This window comes from Streptomyces sp. NPDC030814, assembly GCF_055572155.1.
Genome location: NZ_JBVIDX010000005.1, coordinates 200,895 through 219,437, shown reverse-complemented (window position 1 = coordinate 219,437; position 18,543 = coordinate 200,895). Strand labels below are relative to the sequence as shown.

13 protein-coding genes and 1 pseudogene are annotated in these 18,543 nt (G+C 72.3%); 7 read left to right on the top strand and 7 right to left on the bottom strand.

Annotated elements, in window-relative coordinates; genetic code table 11:
• Window positions 1–141: 141 nt before the first annotated feature.
• Both ACZ43N_RS13525 and sigK read right to left on the bottom strand, forming a co-directional pair.
• A complete protein-coding gene (locus ACZ43N_RS13525) occupies window positions 142–894 on the bottom strand; it encodes an anti-sigma factor (protein ID WP_468097349.1) in 753 nt (250 codons plus the stop codon).
• On the bottom strand, window positions 891–1,475 hold the full coding sequence (gene sigK / locus ACZ43N_RS13520) for an ECF RNA polymerase sigma factor SigK (RefSeq protein WP_468097348.1): 585 nt from the start codon (window positions 1,473–1,475) through the stop codon (window positions 891–893). The genes ACZ43N_RS13525 and sigK overlap by 4 nt, the downstream gene beginning before the upstream one ends.
• Window positions 1,476–1,677: 202 nt before the next feature.
• On the opposite strand from sigK, the gene ACZ43N_RS13515 reads away from it, so the two are divergent.
• Complete coding sequence (locus tag ACZ43N_RS13515) at window positions 1,678–3,318, top strand: serine/threonine-protein kinase (RefSeq protein ID WP_468097346.1); 1,641 nt, start codon at window positions 1,678–1,680, stop codon at window positions 3,316–3,318.
• Window positions 3,315–4,166, top strand: coding sequence for a hypothetical protein (locus ACZ43N_RS13510; RefSeq protein ID WP_468097345.1), 852 nt, complete (start codon window positions 3,315–3,317; stop codon window positions 4,164–4,166). Before ACZ43N_RS13515 ends, ACZ43N_RS13510 begins: the two co-directional genes overlap by 4 nt.
• Window positions 4,167–4,212: 46 nt before the next feature.
• Here ACZ43N_RS13510 and ACZ43N_RS13505 read toward each other — a convergent pair whose 3' ends face one another.
• Window positions 4,213–5,829, bottom strand: coding sequence for an alpha/beta fold hydrolase (locus tag ACZ43N_RS13505; protein ID WP_468097344.1), 1,617 nt, complete (start codon window positions 5,827–5,829; stop codon window positions 4,213–4,215).
• A gap of 14 nt (window positions 5,830–5,843) precedes the next feature.
• On the bottom strand, window positions 5,844–7,085 hold the full coding sequence (locus ACZ43N_RS13500) for an alpha/beta fold hydrolase (protein WP_468097342.1): 1,242 nt from the start codon (window positions 7,083–7,085) through the stop codon (window positions 5,844–5,846).
• A 754-nt stretch (window positions 7,086–7,839) separates the two neighbouring features.
• Between ACZ43N_RS13500 and ACZ43N_RS13495 the strand changes: the two genes are divergently transcribed.
• Both ACZ43N_RS13495 and ACZ43N_RS13490 read left to right on the top strand, forming a co-directional pair.
• On the top strand, window positions 7,840–8,952 hold the full coding sequence (locus ACZ43N_RS13495) for an NAD(P)H-dependent flavin oxidoreductase (RefSeq protein ID WP_468097340.1): 1,113 nt from the start codon (window positions 7,840–7,842) through the stop codon (window positions 8,950–8,952).
• Window positions 8,949–10,529, top strand: a complete 1,581-nt coding sequence (locus ACZ43N_RS13490; RefSeq protein WP_468097338.1) for an acyl-CoA synthetase — start codon at window positions 8,949–8,951, stop codon at window positions 10,527–10,529. Before ACZ43N_RS13495 ends, ACZ43N_RS13490 begins: the two co-directional genes overlap by 4 nt.
• A gap of 3 nt (window positions 10,530–10,532) precedes the next feature.
• Here the strand turns inward: ACZ43N_RS13490 and ACZ43N_RS13485 are convergent, their stop codons facing one another.
• Together ACZ43N_RS13485 and ACZ43N_RS13480 are read right to left on the bottom strand one after the other, a co-directional pair.
• Window positions 10,533–11,351, bottom strand: coding sequence for an SAM-dependent methyltransferase (locus tag ACZ43N_RS13485; RefSeq protein WP_468097336.1), 819 nt, complete (start codon window positions 11,349–11,351; stop codon window positions 10,533–10,535).
• Between the two features lie 83 nt (window positions 11,352–11,434).
• Window positions 11,435–13,852, bottom strand: coding sequence for a penicillin acylase family protein (locus ACZ43N_RS13480; RefSeq protein ID WP_468097335.1), 2,418 nt, complete (start codon window positions 13,850–13,852; stop codon window positions 11,435–11,437).
• 230 nt (window positions 13,853–14,082) lie between these two features.
• Between ACZ43N_RS13480 and ACZ43N_RS13475 the strand changes: the two genes are divergently transcribed.
• The 3 genes and pseudogenes from ACZ43N_RS13475 to ACZ43N_RS13465 all read left to right on the top strand — a co-directional run bounded on the left by ACZ43N_RS13475 (window position 14,083) and on the right by ACZ43N_RS13465 (window position 16,850).
• Complete coding sequence (locus ACZ43N_RS13475; RefSeq protein WP_468097333.1) at window positions 14,083–15,582, top strand: acyl-CoA synthetase; 1,500 nt, start codon at window positions 14,083–14,085, stop codon at window positions 15,580–15,582.
• 68 nt (window positions 15,583–15,650) lie between these two features.
• A pseudogene (locus ACZ43N_RS13470) lies at window positions 15,651–16,484 on the top strand (alpha/beta fold hydrolase); the annotation flags it as partial.
• A gap of 9 nt (window positions 16,485–16,493) precedes the next feature.
• Window positions 16,494–16,850 carry a DUF6193 family natural product biosynthesis protein gene (locus ACZ43N_RS13465; RefSeq protein ID WP_468097680.1) on the top strand — a complete coding sequence of 119 codons (357 nt, stop codon included), beginning with the start codon at window positions 16,494–16,496 and terminating at the stop codon, window positions 16,848–16,850.
• 34 nt (window positions 16,851–16,884) lie between these two features.
• Here the strand turns inward: ACZ43N_RS13465 and ACZ43N_RS13460 are convergent, their stop codons facing one another.
• On the bottom strand, window positions 16,885–18,504 hold the full coding sequence (locus tag ACZ43N_RS13460) for an acyl-CoA synthetase (RefSeq protein ID WP_468097331.1): 1,620 nt from the start codon (window positions 18,502–18,504) through the stop codon (window positions 16,885–16,887).
• Between the last annotated feature and the right edge of the window lie 39 nt (window positions 18,505–18,543).

Below are 18,543 nucleotides of genomic sequence, written 5' to 3'. Positions count from 1 at the left end.
GGCGGACCGCTCGCAAGGAGACCGGGCTCCGGTCGGCGCCCGACGTCACCGCACAGCGCGCCGAACGCCCAGTGGTCCGGGAGCTCCCCACGAGGAGTCCGGGCCCTCTCCGCGCCGCCTCCGCCGACGCCCCGTTCCCGGTCAGACCGGGAACGGCACCTGGGCGAGCGGGGCGGAGGTCGGGTGGTCGGAGCCGCCGTCGGCTTCGAGAGTGATGCCCATGCCGGACGCGCCGTCGACGGCTCCCCGCATCAGGACGGTCTGGTCGGCGCGCTCGGGGTCCATCAGACCGGCCGGCCGCATGCGCCCACGGTCGTCGAACCAGAGTTGATAGACCTTGCCGCCCGGCGGACGAGTCATCCCGGAGGCGACGAACACGGCCCGGTCCTGGCTGCGGGAGACGACGACGGCACCGGACGCGCCGCCCGTCAGCTCGGCGGCCTGCACCCTGGCGTCCGGCGCCGCCAGGACGGCGGCGACCTCGTCCGCCGTCCGCTCGGCGCTCCGCGCCTCGGCGTGGGCGTCCTGCGCCCGCTCGTGCTGCCACACGGCCGTTCCGCCCAGCGCCGCGGCCGCCGCGAGGCAGGCCGCCGGCGTCCAGTGGGAGAGGAACCGGGCCCGCACCCCCGCCAGGCCGCGGCGGGCCTGCCCCGGCCCGCCGGGCGTCTCCTGGCGAACGCTGCTGATCCGGCGCAGCACCTGGTCCCGCATGCCCGGCGCGGGCGCCGTGGCGACGGCGAGGCCCAGCCGGGCCGCCGTCGCCGAGAGCTCGGCCGTCTCCTGCGCGCAGGCCTCGCACCCCGCGAGGTGACGCTCGAACCGCCCGGACTCCTCGCGGGACAGGGCGTGCAGCGCGTAGGCACCGGTCAGGCGATGGGGATCGACGGCCCTCATGCGGTCACCCCCAGGCAGTCGCGCAGCCGGATGAGTCCGTCGCGCAGCCGGGTCTTGACGGTTCCCAGCGGCAGCGCGAGCGCCTCGGCAACCTCGCGGTGGGTGAGCCCCCGGTAGTACGCCAGGGTGACGGCCTGGTGCTGGACCTCCGTCAGCGTGCGCAGACAGCGCCGGACCTGTTCCCGCTCCAGCCGCGCCTCGACATGCTCCGCCACCTCGTCGTACTCGGGAAGCCGGGCCAGCAGCGCCGCCTTGTGGTCACGGGCGGCCGCGGCGTCCACCGAGCGCACCCGGTCAACTGCCCGGCGGTGGGCCAGGGTCAGGATCCAGTTGATGGCCGTCCCCCGGTCGGACCGGTAGCGGGGCGCGGTCCGCCACACCTCCACCAGGACCTCCTGCGCCACTTCCTCGGATTGCGCCCGGTCCCGCAGCACTGCCAGCACCACGCCCAGGACGGGACTCGCCACCCAGTCGTAGAGCCGGGCGAACGCCTCCTCGTCCCCCAGGGCCACCGACTCCACCAGCTCCTGGAGATCGGGCTCCGCCGAGGGATGCCTGCCGATACGCACCGCTTCTTTCACCGAGGGCCTCCACCATCGCGCCGTGTCCGGATGTAATCCGTTCCTGTCGAGCCACCGGTTTGGTTGCACCCGCGACAAAAGTCCACGGGGTGGACCGCGGGTGTCGCACCGCAACCGAAGTGGCCGAAAATGTGTCTCAGCACGCGTGGTCCTACTCCGGGGCGTGGGGGTTCCGGCGGCACGGCGGCCTTGGGGGGCTGGAATGAACACATGGGCGGTGCCCGGATACACCGAGTCACTGGAGCTCGGGGCGGGGGCGAGCGGGCGGGTCGTCCTCGCCGTGCACGAGGAGACCGGCGTCCCGGTCGCGATGAAGTACCTCAGCGAGTCACTGCGGGACCGGCCCGGGTTCGTACGCGACTTCCGGGCCGAGGCACGGCTCCTCGCCGGACTGGAGAGCCCGTATGTCGCCGAGCTGTACGAGTACGTCGAGAGCACCGACGGCGCCGCCATCGTGATGGAGCTGGTGGACGGCGTCTCGCTGCGGACCCTGCTGACCAGGCAGGGCCCGCTCGAGACGGAGGCCGCCCTCGTGATCCTCAAGGGCTCGCTGCTCGGACTGGCCGACGCGCACCGGGTCGGTGTGGTCCACCGCGACTACAAGCCCGAGAACGTCATGGTCGTACCGGACGGGGCGTCCAAGCTCGTCGACTTCGGGATCGCGGCGGACGCCGGCACCAGCGCCGGCGCGGCCGGAACCCCCTCCTACATGGCCCCGGAACAGTGGACCGGCGCGCCCGCCTCGCCCGCCGCCGACGTGTACGCGGCCACGGCCACGTTCTTCGAGTGCCTCACGGGCCACAAGCCCTACGGGGGTGACAATCTCGCCGCCCTCGCGCTCCAGCACGTCGACGCGCCCGTCCCCGCCGAGGAGGTCCCGGAGCCGGTGCGGGACCTCGTACGGCGCGGCCTCGCCAAGGACCCGAGGGAACGGCCCGCGCACGCCGAGGAGTTCGTCGCGGATCTGGAGGCGGCCGCCGGCGCCGCGTACGGGCCGGACTGGGAGGAGCGCGGCCGTGGCCGGCTCGCCGCCCTGGTGGCCCTGCTGGCCCTGCTGCTGCCCTCGGCCCGCGGCAACCCTCAGACGACCACCGACACCGCCCGCACCGTGCTGAGCCAGGGACCGCGGCACGACTGGGCCCGTTCGTGGCGCCCGGGACGGCCGGGGCTTGCAGTGTCCGGTGCCGCGCTGCTCCTGGGCGCCTTCCTCACCTACGGCGTGCAGCACACGCCGGCCGCGCCGCAGGAGGCGGCGCAGGCCCTCGCCACCACCAGCGTCGAGCCCGGCGCCGGGTCGCCGGGGCCCACCGACCCGACCGGGACGCCCTCCTTCTCGTCCTCGCCGTCGACGACTCCCAGCGCGTCGGCCAGCCCCTCGGCCTCGGAGTCGGAGAGCGCCGACACGGGGGAGCCGTCCGCGTCCGCCCCCACTGTTCCGCCCACGGAGACGACCCCGCCGGGCGGGACGACCGCCGAGGCGACACCGACGACCGCGTCCCCCAGCGCACCGAGCGCCCCCGCCGTCAAGGACATCACGGTGACGGGCTTCCGGCAGACGGGCCCGACGACGGCCACGGCGACGATCCAGATCACCGCGGACGGCCCCGGCCCGCTCTCCGTCACCGTCTCGTGGTTCACCAGCCCCGGCATCCGGCAGCTCGGCACCCAGGACGGCGCCGCTCAGACGTTCCAGCGCAGCGGTGCCGGCACGTACACCCTCACCGTCGACCACACCTTCCAGGGCACCGGCTGCTACTGGGCGGTGCGGGCCACGACCACTCCGGCCTCCGCCGACGGCGGCGCCTCGCAGCAACTTCTGACCAGGCAGTGTGACATCAGATGACCGCACAGTACGACCGCGACCCCGCGTCCGCCGGGGGCCAGGACAGCGAGCCGACCCATGTGCTCGACACCGCCGGCCGGCCCGCCGCGCACGACACATCCGGCTACGACGACCCCTCCTACAGCGCCACTGTCCTGGGCAGCCAGTGGATCCAGCGGCCCGACCCGGACACGACGCTGATCGAGCCCGACACCACCGTGCAGGAACAGCCGTCCGGCACTCCCGTCGGGCCGGAGGGCACGCTGGTCAAGCCGGACACGACTCTCGTCAGGCCGAACACCGCCCTGGTCAGGCCGGACACGACCCTGGTCGGCCCGTCCGGCGCGGAGGGGGCGCTACCGCAGCCGGACCGTACCGACGGCACAGTGCTGCGTTTCGGCCCCGGAGTGACGGCCACCGTCGCGCAGCGCACCCACAGGACGCTGCCCGCGATGCCGCCGCTCCCCACGCCGTCACGCCGACGTCTGCGCAGACACGCGCTGCCCGCGCTGGTGCTGCTCTGCGTCCTCGCCTTCCTCGCCTGGCAGCGTCTCGGCCCCTCCGTCGAGGTGCGCACGGTGGCGGTCAAGGCCCGGCCGGCAGTGCTGGGCTGCGACGACACGGCGGACATAGTCGGCCTGGTCACCACCGACGGCCGACCCGGCACCCTCACCTACCGCTGGACCCGGAGCGACGGCACCGACTCGGGCGTCCTGCGCGAGGTGATGGTGCGCGGCCAGACCCGGGCACGGCTGCACCTGCTGTGGACCTTCGAGGGCGAGGGCCGCCACACGGCACAGGTCGACCTCCACATCCTCACCCCCACCGACCACAAGGCCACCAAGCGCCTCACCTACGCCTGCCCCTGACAGCCCTGAGAAGGTGAACGGCACAGAACCCGGGCCGGCAGGCGCCCTACGGTGCGATCTCGAACCGCGGCGGCCGGAGTCCCGCCAGGCAACCGGTGTCCGGTGCGGTCGGACGGGCGAAGAACGACGTGGCGATCGTCTGCGCGCATCGTGAGTCGGCGAAGACCACGTGGGCGACGTAGGGGACCGTGACGACGGCGGAGCGACGCAGCGTACGGGCGACGTAGGCCCCGTTGCTCGGCGCCGTCTGGGCGTCGAATCCGCCGGAGAGGACCAGCGTGGGGATGTCGCTTCGGGTCACGCCCCGGACCGACGGAGGCGCGGGGGGCACGCCCCAGGCACGGCAGTCGTCGTGGAGCCAGGGGAGCTGCGGGGCGTTGGCCAGCATCGATCGCGGGAACGACGGGAACGCGCGGCGTCCGCCCCGAATGACGTCGGCCCGGCTCTCGTACGGGGTCCACTGGCTGCAGAAGATGCCGTGGACCAGCCCGTGGGCGACCCTTCCGATGGCCTGCGGGCTGTACTTGCCGCCCGCGAGCTGCTCGGCGATCCGCTGCGGGTTGCCGTGGGCCAGTTCGTCGATGGAACGCGGCACCCCGGCCGCCACATGGGTGGCCGAGGTCAGCCAGGTGACCAGGTTGCCCCCGTCCAGTACGACCTTCACCGGCTTCGGGTGGACCGGGACCGTGACGGTGGTGGTGACCGGGTCGGCCTCCAGCTCACTGACGAGGCGGAGGAAGGTGGCTTTCAGCTTCGGGTAGCGGGTGTTGCAGGCGGGTTGCTCCGCGCAGGCCTTGAACAAGCCGTCGAACCCCTCTCGTGCGGCCTTCCAGGTGACAGCTCCACCGGCGATGGACGGCGGCAGGACGCCGTCGATGCCGACCGAGCGGATGCCCTTCGGGTGCAGCCGCATGTAGGTGAGCGCCAGGTGGGTGCCGTAGGAGATCCCGAAGACGTTCCACTTCCTGACCCCCAGCGTCCTGCGCAGGGCGTTGTAGTCGGCCGCGCTTTCGATGTCGTTGTAGGTGCTGCGGTCGGCGCCCTTGGAGTCCACGCGGTCGCGGCAGGCCCGGGTCGCCTTGACGTGCCGGCGCCCGGTCGACGGCGCGTTGGAGACCAGGCTGAGGGCGCGGGCGTTGAACCGGTCGATGTTGGGACAGGTGAGCTCCGGGTCGGCCGAGTAGGAGCCGCGCTGGGACATGAAGATCACGTCGCGGTCGCGGTTCAGGTTGCCGGCGAGCGCCATCGGGATCTCGGAGACCGCGTCGTCGCCGGGGCCGCCGGCGAGCCACACGATCGGGTCGGGCGCGGGGTTGCTGCTCTTCGCGGGCATGACCGCGACAGCGAGGGCGATCGCGCGTCCGTCATGGCCCCTGGGCCTGTTGGGCTTCTTGGCCGTGGAACGATCCTCGGGCACGGTGAGCGTGCCGCAGCGGGCGCGCGCGAGATCGGGGATCGGTTCTGCCGTCCTGGGGCAGGGGCCCGGTTCGAAGCGGGCGTCGCCCACCTTCCGGGGGACTGTGCCGATCGGGCCGTCAGTGCCGGACTTCGCATGTCCGGGCATCGCGGCGAGGCCGACGAGGAGGGCGCCGGCCGTGGCTGCGGCCAGCGTTGCCGGGAGCCGTCGCGCGGGGCGCCGGCCGGGGGTCGTACCAGGGGACATCGTGCGTACTCCGGTCAGGGGACGATGGTGAACGGCTTGGGTTCGACTCCCGGCACGCAGCCGGTGTCGGGCGCGGTCGGCCGCGCCAGGAACGAGAGCAGGACCGACGCGGCGCAGGGCTCCTGCGGCACCACCCAGTGGGCGATCCCGGGAATCACCACGGCGGTCGAGCGGGGCAGCGTACGGCCGGCGAACGGCCCCCACTTCGCCCCGGTCTTCGCGTCGAAGGTTCCGGTGATGACGAGCGCGGGCAGCTCGCTGCGGGTGGCCACCCGCTGGACCGCGGTGCGGTCCGGGACGTTCCAGACGCGGCACAGGTCGTGCTCGAAGGGCAACTGCGGCGCATGGGCCAGCACTGAGTCCGGCCACCCGGGAAAGGCCCGGCGCCCCGCCCTCAGCACGTCGCGTTTGGAGAAGCCCGGGGCCCACTCGGCGCAGGCCACCGAGTGCGTCAGCCCGTGGGCGAACTCGCCGATGGCAGGCGTCGCGCCTGCGGCCTGGGCCCGCGCGAGGCGCTTTGGATTGCCGTCGGCGAGTTCGTGGAGCGCCGCCGGTACGTCGACGGCCGGGACCAGCCGGCCGTTGGCGACCAGCAGGTTCACCAGCGCGCCCCCGTCGAGGACGACCTTCACCGGGGTTCCGCCACCGGGCGGCGGTACGGTCAGCCGCAGGGGGTTCGCCTCCAGCCTGCGGACCTGCTCCGTGAGCGTGCGGGAGAGGTCCGGGTACCGGGACGTGCAGGCGGGCTGGGCCTCACACGCCGCGAAGATCGCGTCGATCCCCTCCTGGGCGCTGTCCCAGGCCCACGGCAGGCTCGCGATCTGGGGCGGCACGACCGAGTCGATCGCCAGCGAGCGGACGCCCCGGGGGTGTCGGCGCAGATAGGTGAGGCCGAGGTCGGTCCCGTACGAGTAGCCGTAGACATTCCACTTCTTGACGCCCAGGGCCCTGCGGAGGGCGGCGAAGTCCGCGGCGTTCTCCGTGGTGTTGTAGGCCGTGAGGTCGTTTCCCTCGGCGGTCAGGCGGTCCCGGCACTTTTTCGCCGCGCGTACCAGTCCTCGTCCGGTGGACGGCGCGTCGTAGGGCAGGCCCACGGCGGTCGCGTTGAACCGGTCCACCTCCGGGCAGGCGAGGTTCGGCTGTGAGTGGAGGGTGCCGCGCTGGGCCACGACGATCAGATCGCGGTCGCGGTTCACGCCGGAGCCGATCAGGAAGGGGATGGCTCCGAAGGCGTCTCCGCCGGGACCCCCTTCCATGAACACCACGGGGTCCGCGGCCGGCGTCCTCGACGCTGCCGGGATGATGGCGACGGCCAGTCGGACGGTCCGCCCCGTGGGGCGCTCGCGGTTCTCGGGGACCTGCAGGAAGCCGCACCGCCCGGGAACCGGCTCGGGCGTCCGCGGGCAGGGGCCCGGCACGAACCGGCCCGGATGCCCCGGCGGCGGCCCGCCGGCGGGCGGCGACTGGGCGCTGCTCGGCGCGGTCCCGACCGCACCGAGGACCCCCAGACATGCGGCGAGGAGCGCCGCCTTCGCCGGCGCCCTCCGGCTGAGACGTGCATGGATGCGCCGAGCCCGGCGCCTTACGGGCGTCCCGGTCACGGAGAAGGCGGGAGAGCGTCCGGGACCGATGTCGTGCCCCGCCCTGTGGTGTTGTCTCTCTGACATCCCTGGCCGTTCCGGTCGGGGGACGGTTGGCATGGCTGCGCCCCGCCGCATGACCGGGCAGGGCGCGTACGTCAGCCTGCTTCCGGTTACGGGCTTCCACCACTCGTCGCCTCCACTTGGAGTAGCCCCGCCCCGGACCGGGACTGTCCCCGGTCGCCCCGTCGGCCGGGGCGTGGCCATCTCCGCTCCGACGATGCAGGCCCTGGCATCCCTTCCGACCCCGCCTCGATCCGAACGCGGTGTCGCCTTCGAGCCGGACGACGCACGCAGCCAGTCGCCAAAAACTGACGGGGCATCAGAAAAACCCTTCCCTAGTCCCGGGGACTGCGGCATCCTGCGCACCATGCAGACGGAGCTGAGCAGAAAACTCGGAGTCGAGTACGCCGTCTTCGGCTTCACGCCGTTCCCCGCCGTCGCCGCCGCCATCAGCCGGGCCGGCGGCTTCGGCGTGCTCGGCGCGGTCCGCTACACGGCCCCCGACGACCTCAAGCGCGACCTCGACTGGATCGAGTCCCACGTCGACGGCAAGCCGTACGGGCTGGACGTCGTCATGCCGGCCAAGAAGGTGGACGGCGTCACCGAGGCGGACGTCGAGGCGATGATCCCGGAAGGGCACCGCCAGTTCGTCCAGGACACCCTCACCAAGTACGGCGTCCCGGAACTCGCCGAGGGCGAGGCGTCCGGCTGGCGCATCACCGGCTGGATGGAACAGGTCGCCCGCACCCAGCTCGACGTCGCCTTCGACTACCCGATCAGACTGCTCGCCAACGCCCTCGGCTCGCCGCCCGCCGACGTCATCGACCGCGCCCACGAGCAGGACGTGCTGGTCGCCGCACTGGCCGGCAGCGCCCGGCACGCCCGCAAGCACGCCGACGCCGGAATCGACATCGTCGTGGCCCAGGGCTACGAGGCCGGCGGCCACACCGGTGAGATCGCCTCCATGGTCCTCACTCCCGAAGTCGTGGACGCCGTCGCCCCGTTGCCCGTGCTCGCGGCCGGCGGCATCGGCAGCGGGCAGCAGATCGCCGCCGCATTCGCGCTCGGCGCGCAGGGCGTGTGGCTGGGCTCGCTGTGGCTCACCACCACCGAGGCCGAACTGCCCTCGCCGCGACTGATCGAGAAGCTCCTCGCCGCGGGCTCCGGCGACACCGTCCGCTCCCGCGCCCTCACCGGCAAACCCGCACGCCAGCTCCGTACCGAATGGACCGACGCCTGGGACGACCCGCGGGGCCCCGGCGCCCTCCCCATGCCCCTGCAAGGGCTGCTCGTCGCCGACGCGGTCTCCCGCATCCAGAAGTACGAGGTGGAGCCGCTGCTCGGCACCCCGGTCGGCCAGATCGTCGGCCGCATGACCAGCGAGCGCAGTGTCCAGGCCGTTTTCGACGACCTCACCCGAGGGTTCGAGAAGGCCGTGGACCGCGTCAACCGGATCGCCGGAAGGAGCGCGCAGCAGTGAGCCGAGCCCCCCAAGGGCGAGCCGCCGCCGGGCAGGCCCCGCAAGGTTTCTGGGCCCAGGCGACCGCCGACCCCGACCGCACGGTGCTCGTCGCCCCCGACGGCGAGGAGTGGACCGCCGGACGCCTGCACGGCGCCGCCAACCGGCTGGTGCACGGACTGCGCGCGGCCGGCCTCGAACGCGGAGACGCCTTCGCCGTCGTCCTGCCCAACGGCGTCGAGTTCCTCACCGCCTACCTCGCTGCCAGCCAGGCCGGGTTCTACCTCGTCCCCGTCAACCACCACCTCGTGGGTCCCGAGATCGCCTGGATCGTGTCCGACTCGGGCGCCAAGGTGCTCATAGCCCACGAACGGTTCGCCGAGGCCGCGCGCCACGCCGCCGACGAGGCCGGGCTGCCGCCGAGCCACCGGTACGCGGTCGGCACGCCGACGGGCTTCCGCCCGTACGCCGAACTCCTCGACCAACAGCCCGCGTCACCGCCCGAGAGCCGCACGCTCGGCTGGGTCATGAACTACACCTCGGGCACCACGGGCCGCCCCCGCGGCATCCGCCGCCCGCTGCCCGGAAAGCTCCCCGAGGAGTCGTATCTCGGCGGATTCCTCGGCATCTTCGGCATCAGGCCGTTCGACGGCAATGTGCACCTCGTGTGCTCGCCGCTGTATCACACGGCCGTCCTGCAGTTCGCGGGTGCGTCCCTGCACATCGGGCACCGGCTGGTGGTGATGGACAAGTGGACCCCCGAGGGCATGCTGCGCGCCATCGACACCCACCGCTGCACCCACACCCACATGGTCCCCACCCAGTTCCACCGCCTCCTCGCGCTCCCGGTGGAGGTGCGCGCCCGCTACGACGTGTCGTCGATGCGGCACGCCATCCACGGCGCCGCCCCCTGCCCGGACCATGTGAAGCGGGCCATGATCGAGTGGTGGGGGCACAGCGTCGAGGAGTACTACGCGGCCAGCGAGGGCGGGGGTGCCTTCGCCTCCGCCGAGGACTGGCTGAAGAAGCCCGGCACGGTCGGCAAGGCCTGGCCCATCAGCGAGCTCGCGATCTTCGACGACGACGGCAACCGGCTGCCCCCCGGCGAACTCGGCACCGTCTACATGAAGATGAGCACCGGCGGGTTCTCGTACCACAAGGACGAGGGCAAGACGCGGAAGAACCGCATCGGCGACTTCTTCACCGTCGGCGACCTCGGCCTCCTCGACGAGGACGGCTACCTCTTCCTCCGCGACCGCAAGATCGACCTCATCATCTCCGGCGGCGTCAACATCTACCCCGCCGAGATCGAGGCCGCCCTCCTCACCCACCCCGCCGTCGCCGACGCGGCCGCCTTCGGCATCCCGCACGACGACTGGGGCGAGGAGGTCAAGGCCGTCGTCGAACCGGCCCCCGGCTTCACGCCGGGGCCCGCCCTCGCCGAGGAGATCCTCGCCCACTGCGCCCGCGAACTCGCCACCTACAAGCGGCCGAAGAGCGTCGACTTCACCCACGCGATGCCCCGCGACCCCAACGGCAAGCTCTACAAGCGGAGGCTGCGCGAACCGTACTGGGAGGGGCGGGAGCGGACCGTGTGAGCGTCACGGCTTGCGCGCCACCCCGCCGAGCGCGATCACCTCGCCGGATCCGCGTGGATCCTGTGCCGGATCGGGGCGCCAGTCGTTCAGCGGGACGACACCCGGCTCCAGCAGCTCCAAACCCGCGAAGAACCCGGCGAGTTCCTCCGGGCCACGCAGGTAGTAGGGGACCGCTCCGCTCTCGTTGTACTGCCGGGTGGCCTCGGCGTTGGCCTTGTTCGTGTCCACACTGTCGTTGAAGGCGAACCAGCTGCCGGAGGGCAGGGCGTCCAGCAGGGCGCCGACGATGGCGCGGGCCAGGTTGTAGTCCGCGATGTGCCCGCTGACCTGCATCAGCGTCAGCGCGACCGGCTGCGTGAGGTCGAGCGTCCTCGCCGCCTCGCGCAGCACGGCCTCGGGGTCGTGCAGATCGGCGTCCACGTAGTCGGTCGCGCCCTCGGGCGTACTCGTGAGCAGCGCCCGCGCATGGGTCAGGACCAGCGGGTCGTTGTCCACGTAGACGATCCGCGCCTCGGGCGCCACCCGCTGGGCTATCTGATGGGTGTTGTCCGCCGTCGGCAGCCCCGTGCCGATGTCGAGGAACTGCCGTACCCCCGCCTCACCGGCGAGGAAGCGCACCGCCCGGCCGAGGAAGGCACGGGAGTCGCGGGCCAGATCGGTGATGCCGGGGAACACCGCGCGGAACGCGTCGCCCGCCTCGTGGTCGACGGGGTAGTTGTCCTTGCCGCCGAGCCAGTAGTTCCAGACCCGGGCCGAGTGCGGCACCGTCGTGTCGATCTTGCTGAGAGCGTCGGTCTCCGGGCGTAACGAGTCCTGCGCCACCGGACGGCCTCCTCACGGGGAAGTGGTTATATGCCAAAGGCATGGTGCCGCCCCGCATCGGGACGGCACCACACCTCCCCGGATCATTGGCTCACGCGCACCACCTTGAGCTTCGGCGAGGACCGGATGTCCTTCTCACAGAAGCGGGACGTCACCCACTTCCGGTCGGAGAACAACCGTGTCTGATCGCGGTAGTGCGGCGAGTTCGGGTTCGAGGACTGCGAGTAGGTCAGCAGGGTGCGGGCCACCGGGCAGTGGCCGCCGTCCCAGCCGACCGCCTGGATGTGGCTGGAACCCGACGAGACCTCCGTGTAGCCGCCGGCGGCGGCGTTCCACGGCGACTCGACCTTGTTCCAGATGCCCAGCGACTCCGTGCCCCCGTGCACCGGGATGCGCCGGTCCCCATGGACGACGAACTGGTGGTCCCCGAGCTTCGCGTCGAGCGCGATGCCCGCGGCCCGCAGCTCCGTGACCGTGTCCGCGAGCGCCGTGGCGAAGCCGGGCGCGGCCGTGTTCAGCGTGTTCGGCGTCTTCACCGGGTCGGCCGCCGAGAACGGCACCTTCCACAGCTGCGCGTTCGGCACGGCGCGGGTCAGCTTGCGCCAGAACCGGTCATAGAGCAGCGCGCCCCGGCTGCCGGTGTTCACGGTCCGGTCCCACGCCGCGAGCACACGGCATGCCTCGGACACGTCGACGGCCGTACCGTCACCGCCCGTCGCCGTGCCGCCCGGCAGCGCGGCGCACGCCCGCGCCACGTCGTCGGCGGCGAGATCGGCCGCGGGCACCCGGTTCGCGAACTGCTGCCGCTGCAGGTCCCGTACGGTCAGCCCGCCCTTGGCGGCCATCGCAGAGACGTCCTCGACCGCGCCGCGCGTCCGCATCGACCGCTGGGTGCCGACGTTGCCGAAGACCCGCTCGTACCCGGTGAGCGGCCGGTCCGCGTTGGCCAGCCACGCGCTGTCGTTGGAGTTCTCCGCGTACGGGGCGTCCTTCAGCGTCGGCATCCTCGCCGGCCCGAAGACTCCCGGCTGCAGGGCGTCGGGGTCGCTGCCGGGCGCGCAGTCGCCACGCGCGCCGTCGAGGACGGCGACACCTGCGGCCGGGTACGTGGCCCGGCCCAGCGGCGTCGAGCAGCGTGCCACCAGCTCGTCGGTGATCCGGGGCAGCACCTGGGACTGGGTGAACAGGGTGTGCCCGGCGGAGTCGGCAGCCACGGTGTTCACCCAGGGCAGCCCCTGGTGCCGGCCGAGGGCCTTCAGGACGTCGGCCGTTCCGCGTGCCTTGGCGAAACCGAGGGAGGTGTCGGCGAACCGCAGGTTCGTCGTGTTCGGGTCGGCCAGCGCGTACGCCGTGCCGGCCGTCCACGGCAGCGAGAGGTCACTGCCCAGTGAGGTGACGACGGGTCCGTACCGGGTCCACCACTGGGTGCGGGTGACCGGCTCGCCGTCCTTCACGGTGACGGTGACGCTCCGCTTCGTCATCCGTTCCGTCTTGCCGTCGACCAGGTACGTCGTCGGGTCGGCCGGATCCAGGGTCAGCTGGTGCAGGTTCATGGGGGTGCCGGTGGCGACCGTGTGGCTCCACGCCACCTTCGCGTTGAACCCGATCTGGGCGATCGGCGAGCCGAGCAGCGAACCGCCGGAGACGTTCAGCTCGCCGGGGATCGTCTGCTGCGCCTGCCAGAAGCGGCGGCCCCCGGCCCACGGGTAGTGCGGGTTGCCCAGCAGCAGACCGCGTCCGTTCGCCGTGGTGTCGCCGCGGAAGGCGACCGCGTTGGAGCCCATGTCGGCGTCGCCGGTGGAGAACAGCTCGCCCGCGGCCCGTGCGGCGGCCTTCGCGTCCGGCGCCGCGGCCTTCGGAGCCGCTCCGGGGGCGGGCGGCTGGGCGGTGGCGATGGCGTCCACGAACCGCCCCTCGCCGCCGAGGACGGCCAGGGCGTACGCGCGGGAGAACACGTCGAGTGTGCTCACCGGCCGCACCCAGGCGGCGCCCTTGCACGCGGGGTCGGTGATCCGGTTCTTCCTCAGCCAGGCGTTGTACCCGGCCGCCCAGCCGCGCATCAGTTCCTTCACCTCGCGGCTCGGGCCGAGCGGCGCGGGCCGCTCCAGCAGCCGCTTCACGAAGCCGGTGTCCCGGACGCCCCGGAAGTACAGATCACTCGTGAGGTTCTTCGACGCCGAGGAGAGCGAGAAGTCGGGCGCGGTGTCCGGCCCGAAGAAACGCGACCGCTCACCGCGCACGGTCACGAAGCCGTCGGCGAGGACACACACCTGGTCGGCGGCCTGCGCCCAACCGGTGCCGAAGCCGAGGTCCGCGTAGTCCTCGGCGACGATGTGCGGAATGCCGTACTCCGTGTAGCGGATCACGGCGGACAGCCCACCGTGGGACGGGTGTTGTCCGCCGCCGCGGTCGCCGTCCGCGGCGGTGGCCGAGGGTAAGGCGGCCGAGGCGGTGAGCAGGGCGACGGCCGAGACGACGAGCTGTCTCAGACGGGTGCGCAATGGTGCCTCCCGACGTGACGGAGGGAAAGGGCGGTTGAGCCTGTCACTGTGTTCGTACGTAGTCCATATGTGCGTTGATCTTCACCCTGGTTGACTCGTGCATCAGGCGGCGAAGTTGAGCCGTTTCACGCCATGCGCACCGGATTCCGGCCATGTGCGCGGCACGCTTGACCCTGCTCGCGCGGCCGAACGAGGATCACGCCGGTAACCGGTGGACGAAGGGGCGGATCATGACGGCTGGACGCAATGTGACGGTCGACGGGGTGCTGCGGCGCAGCGCCCGGCGGACCCCGGCACGCGTCGCGATCCGCTACGGCGACCGCTCCTGGACGTACGCCGAGCTGGACGACGCCGTCTCGCGTGCCGCACGCGCCCTGCGCGACACCGGACTCCGGCCCGGCGACCGGGTCGCCGCCTACGGCCACAACTCGGACGCCTACCTGATCGCGTTCCTGGCCTCCGCCCGGGCCGGCCTCGTCCATGTCCCGGTCAACCAGCACCTCACCGGCGACGACCTGTCGTACCTCCTCGGCCAGTCCGGCAGCACCCTCGTCCTCACCGACCCCGGCCTCGCCGGGAACCTCCCCGAAGGGGCGCGCACCCTCCCGCTGCGCGACGCGGACGACTCACTCCTCGCCCGGCTCGCCGCCACCGAGCCGTACGACGGCGACGAGCCGAGGGCCGAGGACCTCGTGCAGCTGCTCTACACCTCCGGCACCACGGCCCTGCCCAAGGGCGCGATGATGACGCACCGCGCACTGGTCCACGAGTACCTCAGCGCCATCACCGCCCTCGACCTCTCCGCCGGGGACCGGCCCGTGCACTCCCTGCCGCTCTACCACTCGGCGCAGATGCATGTCTTCCTGGTGCCGTATCTCGCCGTCGGCGCCACCAACACGATCCTCGACGCACCCGACGGCGACCGGATCCTCGACCTCGTCGAGTCGGGCGACGCGGACAGCCTCTTCGCCCCGCCCACCGTGTGGATCGCGCTGTCCAACCGCCCCGACTTCGACACCCGCGACCTGAGCGGGCTCCGCAAGGCGTACTACGGGGCGTCGATCATGCCGGTGCCCGTCCTGGAGCGGCTCAAGGAGCGACTGCCGAAGCTCGCCTTCCACAACTGCTTCGGCCAGAGCGAGATCGGCCCCCTCGCCATGGTCCTCGGCCCCTACGAGCACAAGGGCCGCATGGATTCCTGCGGACGCCCCGTCATGTTCGTCGAGGCCAGGGTCGTCGACGAGGAGGGCGCGGACGTGCCCGACGGCACCCCCGGTGAGATCGTCTACCAGTCCCCGCAGCTGTGCGAGGGCTACTGGGACAAGCCCGAGGAGACCGCCGAGGCGTTCCGCGACGGCTGGTTCCACTCCGGCGACCTCGCGGTGCGCGACGCCGACGGGTTCTTCACCATCGTCGACCGCGTCAAGGACGTCATCAACTCCGGCGGTGTCCTCATCGCCTCCCGCCAGGTCGAGGACGCCCTCTACACCCATGACCGGGTCGCCGAGGTCGCCGTCGTGGGCCTGCCCGACGACCACTGGATCGAGGCCGTCACCGCGGTCGTCGTCCCGCGCGGCGAGGTCACGGAGGCCGAACTCGTCGCCCATGCACGGGAGAAGCTCCCGCACTTCAAGGCGCCGAAGAAGGTGCTCTTCGTGGATGAGCTGCCGCGCAACGCGAGCGGCAAGATCCTCAAGCGGGAACTCCGGGACCGGTACGCGCAGACCTGAGCCCGACTTCGGCTGTCGTCCCTCAACTCCGTTGCGCCGCACGGCCCCCGGCCCGCAAGATCGGCTCCATGCCTCGCTTCACCGCACCCGACGGAACCGAACTCGCCTACCACCTGCGCGGAGAGGGCGACCCGCTGATCGTCCTCCCCGGCGGTCCCATGCGCGCCTCCGCCTACCTCGGCGACCTGGGCGGACTCGCCGCCCACCGCCGCCTGGTCCTGCTGGACCTGCGCGGCACGGGCGACTCGGCGGTCCCCGCGGACCCGGCGACCTACCGGTGCGACCGGCAGGTGGACGACGTGGAGGCCCTGCGCGCGCACCTCGGCCTGGACCGCATGGACGTCCTCGCCCACTCGGCCGGCGGCAACCTCGCCATGCTGTACGCGGCCCGCCATCCGCAAAGGGTCTCCCGACTGGCCCTGATCACCGCCACCCCCTGGGCGGTGGGCCTGCCGGTGACCGTCGAGGACCGGCTCTCGGCGGCCCGCGTCCGCGAGGACGAACCATGGTTCGCCGAGGCCTACCCGCACTTTGAGGCCGCCTGGACCGGACGCGGCCCCTTCGACGACGAGATGATGCCCTTCTTCTACGGCCGCTGGGACGCCGCCGCCCAGGCACACATGGCCGCCGAGGTGACACAGGCCAACGAGGACGCCGCCGACGTCTACGGCTCCGCCGGCGCGTACGACCCCGAGGCCACCCGAGCGGCGCTCGCCGCGCTGACCGCTCCCGTCTTCTGCCTCGGCGGCGCACTGGACACCGGCCCGACCCCGGAGCTCGTCCGCGAGGCGGCCGGACTCTTCCCCGAGGGGGAGTACTCGATCCAGCCCGGCGCCGGGCACTTCCCCTGGCTCGACGACCCGGAGTGGTTCGTACGCCGTGTCACGACCTTCCTCGCCGGTGACGAGTCGGTGGTGGAGCGCACGTGGCGCATGCTGCGGGAGCGCCACCCCGAGGCGCGCTGGGGCTGCTCCGAGATGATCGAGGCGGCGTTCGCCGAGCCGAGGCTCCGTCAGCTGTTCCCGTATCCCGGTCACGGAGCCCTGTCCTTCCAGCGCAACACCGACTTCCCCTTCAGCGGCGGCCTGCCCTTCGTCGTCGGGGGTCTGACGACCTACTCGGTGTACGCCGCCGGGTATGCCGGGCTGCTGGGCGAGACGGCCACCGCGGAGGAGGCCGCCGCGCTCGTCGTCGCCCACCTGCCGGACGACTGCGGTCCCGCGTTCGAAGGGCCGTGGCCTGAGCCGGACGACAGGCCCTCGGAGTAGCCGCGACCGCCCCGCCCGGCGAAGCCCCGGGCTCTCAGCCGTCCGCCGACACCGCCACCGACCGCGCCCACCGGTAGTCCGCCTTGCCGCTGGGGGAGCGCTGGATGGTTTCGGTGAGGACGAGCTGGCGTGGGATCTTGTACCCGGCGAGACGGGTGCGGCAGTGGGTCTGGATGTCCTCCAGGGTCGGGCGGGCCGCGCCCTCGCGCAGTTGGACGACTGCCGCCACATGGTTGCCCCAGCGGGCGTCCGGCACCCCGGCGACCAGTGCGTCGTACACGTCGGGATGGGCCTTGAGTGCCTGCTCGACCTCCTCCGGGTACACCTTCTCGCCGCCGGTGTTGATGCACTGCGACCCCCGGCCGAGGACGGTGACCACGCCCTCCTCGTCGACCGTCGCCATGTCGCCCAGCAGCACCCAGCGTTCGCCGTCCTTCTCGAAGAAGGTCTCGGCGGTTTTCCTCGGGTCGTTGTAGTAACCGAGGGGGACATGGCCGCGCTGGGCGACCCTGCCCGGCACGCCGACCGGGACGGGTTCGTACGTGGCGGGGTCCACGACCTGGGTGCGGGCGTGGACGCGGATCCTGAAGCCGTCGCCCGCACCGGCGTCGTCCGTCGCCGTGCCGTTGAATCCGGACTCGGACGAACCGAAGTTGTTGAGCAGCATCACGTTCGGCACCAGGGCCTGGAACTGCCGCCGCACGGTCTCCGACATGATCGCGCCGGACGACGACACACTGAACAGCGACGAGCGGTCGGTGTCCTTCATCGGGCCGTTCAACGCGTCGATCAGCGGGCGAAGCATCGCGTCGCCCACCAGCGACACACTGGTGACCTTCTCCCGCTCGATCGTCCGCAGCACCTCCTCCGGCACGAACTTACGGTGGATCACCACCCGTTGGCCGAAGTTGAACCCGATGAACGCCGTGAGCGTGGACGTGCCGTGCATCAGCGGGGCGGTCGGGAAGAAGGTGATGCCGTCACCGCCGGCCGCGACGCGCTCGGCCAGTTCCTCCGGCGCCTTCACCGGCTCACCGGTCGGCGCACCCCCGCCCAGCCCGGAGAAGAACAGGTCCTCCTGACGCCACATCACCCCCTTGGGCATGCCCGTCGTGCCGCCGGTGTAGATGATGAACAGGTCGTCGCCCGAGCGGGCCGGGAAGCCCCGCCCGGCGGACCCGGAGGCCTCGGCGTCGGTGAAGTCCACCACGGGCAGGTCGGGCGCGTCCGGCGCCGGGGTCCCCACCCGCACCAGATGCCGCAGCTTCTCCGTCCGCGGCACGGCCTTCGCCACGCGCCCGGTGAACTCCGCGTCGAACACCAGGCCCGCCAGATCCGCGTCCCGGTAGAGGTACACCAACTCCTCTTCCACGTAACGATAGTTGACGTTGACCGGCACGAGCCGTGCCTTGAGGCAGCCCAACGCGGTCTGGAGGTACTCGACGCCGTTGTACAGGTGCAGACCCACATGCTCACCGGGCCTCAGTCCGCTGTCCAGCAGATGGTGACCGATACGGTTCGCCGCCGCGTCCAGCTCCGCGTAGGTGAGCCGCCGGTCCGTACCCGTACCGGGGATGTCGAGATACGCGAGCGCCGCCCGGTCCGGGACGACGTCGACGACCGACTCGAACAGGTCGGCAAGGTTGTACTCCACCGTGCTCCTCCTGACCCCGGGCGCGCCTCGCGGGTGGCT